At 66.5% G+C, this 3,932-nt stretch carries 5 protein-coding genes; 1 reads left to right on the top strand and 4 read right to left on the bottom strand.

The window, feature by feature from the left end; translation table 11 throughout:
* Nucleotides 1-313: M12 family metallo-peptidase (locus tag AC1VAN_RS14300; protein WP_480986037.1), on the top strand; the 313-nt coding region annotated here is incomplete at its 5' end.
* 87 nt (nucleotides 314-400) lie between these two features.
* Here the strand turns inward: AC1VAN_RS14300 and lpxH are convergent.
* From lpxH to AC1VAN_RS14280, 4 genes are all read right to left on the bottom strand, one after another.
* The gene (lpxH, locus tag AC1VAN_RS14295; RefSeq protein ID WP_025878109.1) at nucleotides 401-1,147 is read right to left on the bottom strand and encodes a UDP-2,3-diacylglucosamine diphosphatase; all 747 of its coding nucleotides are present in this window, start codon (nucleotides 1,145-1,147) and stop codon (nucleotides 401-403) included.
* Between the two features lie 17 nt (nucleotides 1,148-1,164).
* Nucleotides 1,165-1,704: a phosphatase PAP2 family protein gene (locus AC1VAN_RS14290; RefSeq protein ID WP_025878111.1), complete on the bottom strand. Its 540-nt coding sequence runs from the start codon at nucleotides 1,702-1,704 to the stop codon at nucleotides 1,165-1,167.
* Entirely contained in the window at nucleotides 1,685-2,830 is a 1,146-nt protein-coding gene (locus AC1VAN_RS14285; protein WP_099841979.1) for a glycosyltransferase family 4 protein, read from the bottom strand. The genes AC1VAN_RS14290 and AC1VAN_RS14285 overlap by 20 nt, the downstream gene beginning before the upstream one ends.
* Before the next feature lie 167 nt (nucleotides 2,831-2,997).
* Nucleotides 2,998-3,932, bottom strand: a 935-nt coding sequence (locus tag AC1VAN_RS14280; RefSeq protein WP_480986036.1) for a TonB-dependent receptor domain-containing protein, incomplete at its 5' end; no start/stop codon positions are given.

Genomic DNA, 3,932 nt, shown 5'->3' with positions numbered 1-3,932 from the left:
GTACTGGGATTGCGCCACCGGCTATTACTCGTTCGCCCATGAAATCGGCCACCTGCAGAGCGCACGGCACGACATCGCCAGTGATCCGAGCACGTCGCCGTATGCCTATGGCCATGGCTATCGTTATGAGCCGGCCAGCGGATCGCGCTGGCGCACGATCATGGCCTATGACTGCTCGGCCGGCTGCCCGCGGCTGAACTACTGGTCCAATCCGAACATCAGCTACAACGGCGTGCCGATGGGCATCGCCAGCAGTGCCGACAACCAGCGCGTGCTGGTCAATACCAAGGCCACCATCGCGGCCTTCCGCTGAGTCCAAGCGCCGACCAGGGTCGGCGTCTACCAGGGCGCGTGCACCTGCTCTGGTAGATGCCAACCTTGGTTGGCATCCTGTGATCCATCATGCGCGGCTGAGCGTATCCAGGGTCCAGCCGTTGGCATCCACGCGCAGCACCGAACCCTGTTCGTACCAATCGCCCAGCACGATGCGGGTGCAGCTGCGTCCGCCGGCCTGCAGGGTGTGGATCGCCGGGCGATGGGTGTGGCCATGGATCATCGTGTCCACGCCGTGGCGCACGTAAGTGGCTTCCACTTCGGCCGGGGCCACGTCGGTGACCGTTTCGAACTGCGCACGGTCGCCCTGCTTCATTTCCGACTGGCGCGCCTGGCTGGCATCACGCGCCTTCTGCGCGAAGGCGATACGCGCTTCCAGCGGCTGCGACAGGAACTGCGCCTGGAAGACCGGGTCGCGGGTCTGGGCACGGAACTGCTGGTAGGGGATGTCATCGGTGCACAGCAGGTCACCGTGCTGCAGCAGCACCGGGCGGCCGTACAGCTCGATCATGCACGGGTCCGGCAGGATGCGCAGGCCGGCGCGGCGGGCATAGTCTTCGCCCAGCAGGAAGTCACGGTTGCCGCGGATGAAGAAGACCGGCACGCCGCTGTCGGACAGTACCTTCAGCGCATCGGCCACCGCGTCGGCTGCGGCCGAGGGGGTGTCATCGCCGATCCAGGCTTCGAACAGATCGCCGAGGATGTACAGCGCATCGGCGCCAGGCGCTTCCTCGCGCAGGAAGCGCAGGAACAGGTCGGTGATGGCCGGACGGCTGGGGTCCAGATGCAGATCGGAGATGAACAGCGTGGTCATGCGGACATTCTAGGGCATCACACCGGCAACGGCAGCCAGGCCAGGCTGGCCGAGGCCAGCAGTGCAGCGATGCCGGTGGCAGCCAGAACGTCGCTTGGGTAGTGCAGGCCCAGCACTACGCGCGACAGGCCCACGCCGAAGGTGAACGGCACCAGCAGCGGCGCCAGCCAAGGATAGTAGGCCAGCGCGACGATGGTGAACGACACCGCGTGCAGGGTATGGCCGGACGGGAAACTGAACTCATCCAGCGGCGCCACCCAGGCACGGATACGCAGGTCGGCCGCGTACGGCCGTGGCCGCCGGGTCCAGCGTTTCAGGCCCTTGTACAGCAGCAGCGCGGCCAAGCCGGTGGCGGCCATGTGCACTGATGCGCGCAGGCCGTCGAAGCCATCGATGAGCACCAGCGCGCCCATCAGCACATACCAGAACACGCCATCGCCGAGCCGGCTGATGATCGAAAAGACGCGCCGCACGCGGCGACGTCGGCAGTAGTGGTTGGCGCGGCGGCACAACCGGGCTTCGCGACCGGCCAGCAGCTCAAGCGGCGTGGTGCGCATGTCCGCTCCTCCGCGCGCTGGCCAGTTCCGCCAGCAGGCTTTCGAACTCCGCCACCACCTGCTGCGGGTGCAGCCGCTTCATCGCCCGTGCCGCGTTGCCACCCAACCCGCGGCGCTGGGCATCATCGGCAGCCAGTTGCACCGCTGCCTGCACGAACTGCTCGTCGTCATCCACTGCGGCACCGTTCTCGCCGTTGCGCAGGTACTCGCGGGCCGCGCCGTAGTCGAAAGCGACCGTGGCCAGGCCGCTTGCCATGCTTTCCAGGGTCACGTTGCCGAAGGTCTCGCTGCGGCTGGGGAACAGGAACAGATCGCCACTGGCGAAGTGTCGGGCCAGGGCATCGCCGCGCTGGATGCCGCAGAAGATGAAATCGGGATTCTCATGCGCCAGTTTCTCGCGCGCCGGGCCATCGCCGACCCAGATGAAACGCGCTTTCGGGCGCACCTGCTGTAGCTTGCGGAAGGCCTTCACCGCCAGGCCGAGGTTCTTTTCGGCGGCGATGCGGCCAACGTAGATCGCCGCCAGGCCCGTGCCATCGATACCCCATTCCTCGCGCAATGCCGGGTCGCGGCGTGACGGGTCGAACTGCTGGCTGTCGACCGCACGGGCGAGCAGGCGCACGCGCTCGAAGCCCTGGTCGCTCAGGAATTCCTGCAGTTCGCGGGTGGGCACCAGGGTCGCGTCGGCCTGGTTGTGGAAACGGCGCATCCAGCGCATTGCCGCCGACTGCAGCCACGCCACGCCATAGTCGGGCAGGTATTCGTCGAAGCGGGTGTGGAATCCGGTAGCCACCGGAATGCCGAGGCGGCGCGCGGTGCGTAGTGCCGACCAGCCCAGCGGACCTTCGGTCGCCACGTAGACCGCATCGGGGCGTTGCTGTCGCCAGTGCCGGCCCAGCCGGATCGGTGCCGGCAGGCCGAAGCGCAGGCCGGGGTAGCGCGGCAAGGCCGCGCCCGGTACCAGCAGGGTGCCCGGCGCCGCATCCAGTGCTTCGCTGACCTGTCGCGGACGGATCAGGTCGACCTCGTGGCCGGCGGCGCGCAATCCCTGCTCCAGGCCCTGCACGGTCAGTGCGACGCCGTTGATCTCCGGCGGGTAGGTTTCGGTGACGATGGCATAGCGCATGGCGGGCCTCCGGTTTTACGCATGCTCGGGCCTGGCGATGTAGCCGACATGACCGCTTTGCGACAACGCGATGACGACCGGGCGAGGCGGTGCCTGCGCAGCTCAGCGGCACAAAAAAAGCCACGGCCCCGAAGGGCCGTGGTCGTGGTGTTGCGACAGCGCGTGGATCAGAAGCGCTGGGTGTACTTCATGTAGATGAAACGACCGATGTCAAAGCCGCCGTAGTAGGAGAAGTTGGAACTTGGCTGGCTGTACAGGATCGGGCCCCGGCGGGCGAACACATTGTTGGCGCCGATTGAAACGGTGGCGCTCCAAGGCAGGTTGTAACGCGCCTGGACATCATGGAACGTGACTGATCCGCGTCGGTTGTAATCGCGGTTGCCGCTGTACCAGGGCGCGCGCTGGTCCGGATGGGAACATTCGTCCGGATGGCTGCTTGCGTCCAGGCAGCGTTCCTTGACTGCGGAGAAGTAACGCAGGCTCCAGGTGAGCCCGACATTGCCATGCTCCCAGCCCAGCGACGCGTTGGAGCGGACCCGGAAGCCGATGCCTCCGTTGGTGGCGATGCCATTGCTGGGAATCGGCGGCACATCCGCCTCGTTGGTGGTCCGTTCCTCGGCGGCAACCACATAGGTGGTCTTCCAGTCGGCGCGCAGCGTGCCCCAGCCGGTTTCGATCCGGTGGCCGATTTCCAGATCATAGCCCTCGGCCTGGCGGAACCCGCTGTTGCGGTTGCCGTAGCTGAGCTTGTCGACGATGCCCAGTTCAGGATCACGGGTGAAACTGTCGCAACGTTCGGTGATGCCCAACTCGTAGCAGTCGCGGAGGATGTTGTTGGGATGGTCTGCGACGATGGTGTTCTCGATGCGGATCTTCCACCAGTCCAGCGCGATGTTCAGTCCTTCGGCGAACGTGGGGCTCCAGACCAGGCCTAGTGTGCGGCTGGTCGAGGTCTCCGGCTGCAGGTCGGGGTTGGATCCGTTGGTGAAGGGCCGCGGCGTCTGCCCGCTGCTGCCAGTGATCGGCTCGTTGCCTTGGCCGAGCTGGCGGTAGCTGTCGGCGTTGGCGATGTCGGCGGCGCAGCGTGCACGCACCTCCGGGC

The sequence above is a fragment of the Stenotrophomonas sp. 05L44_2 genome, from assembly GCF_056665995.1.
The sequence above is the reverse complement of the archived record's forward strand: the minus strand, read 5'-3'. Positions and strand labels throughout refer to the sequence as shown.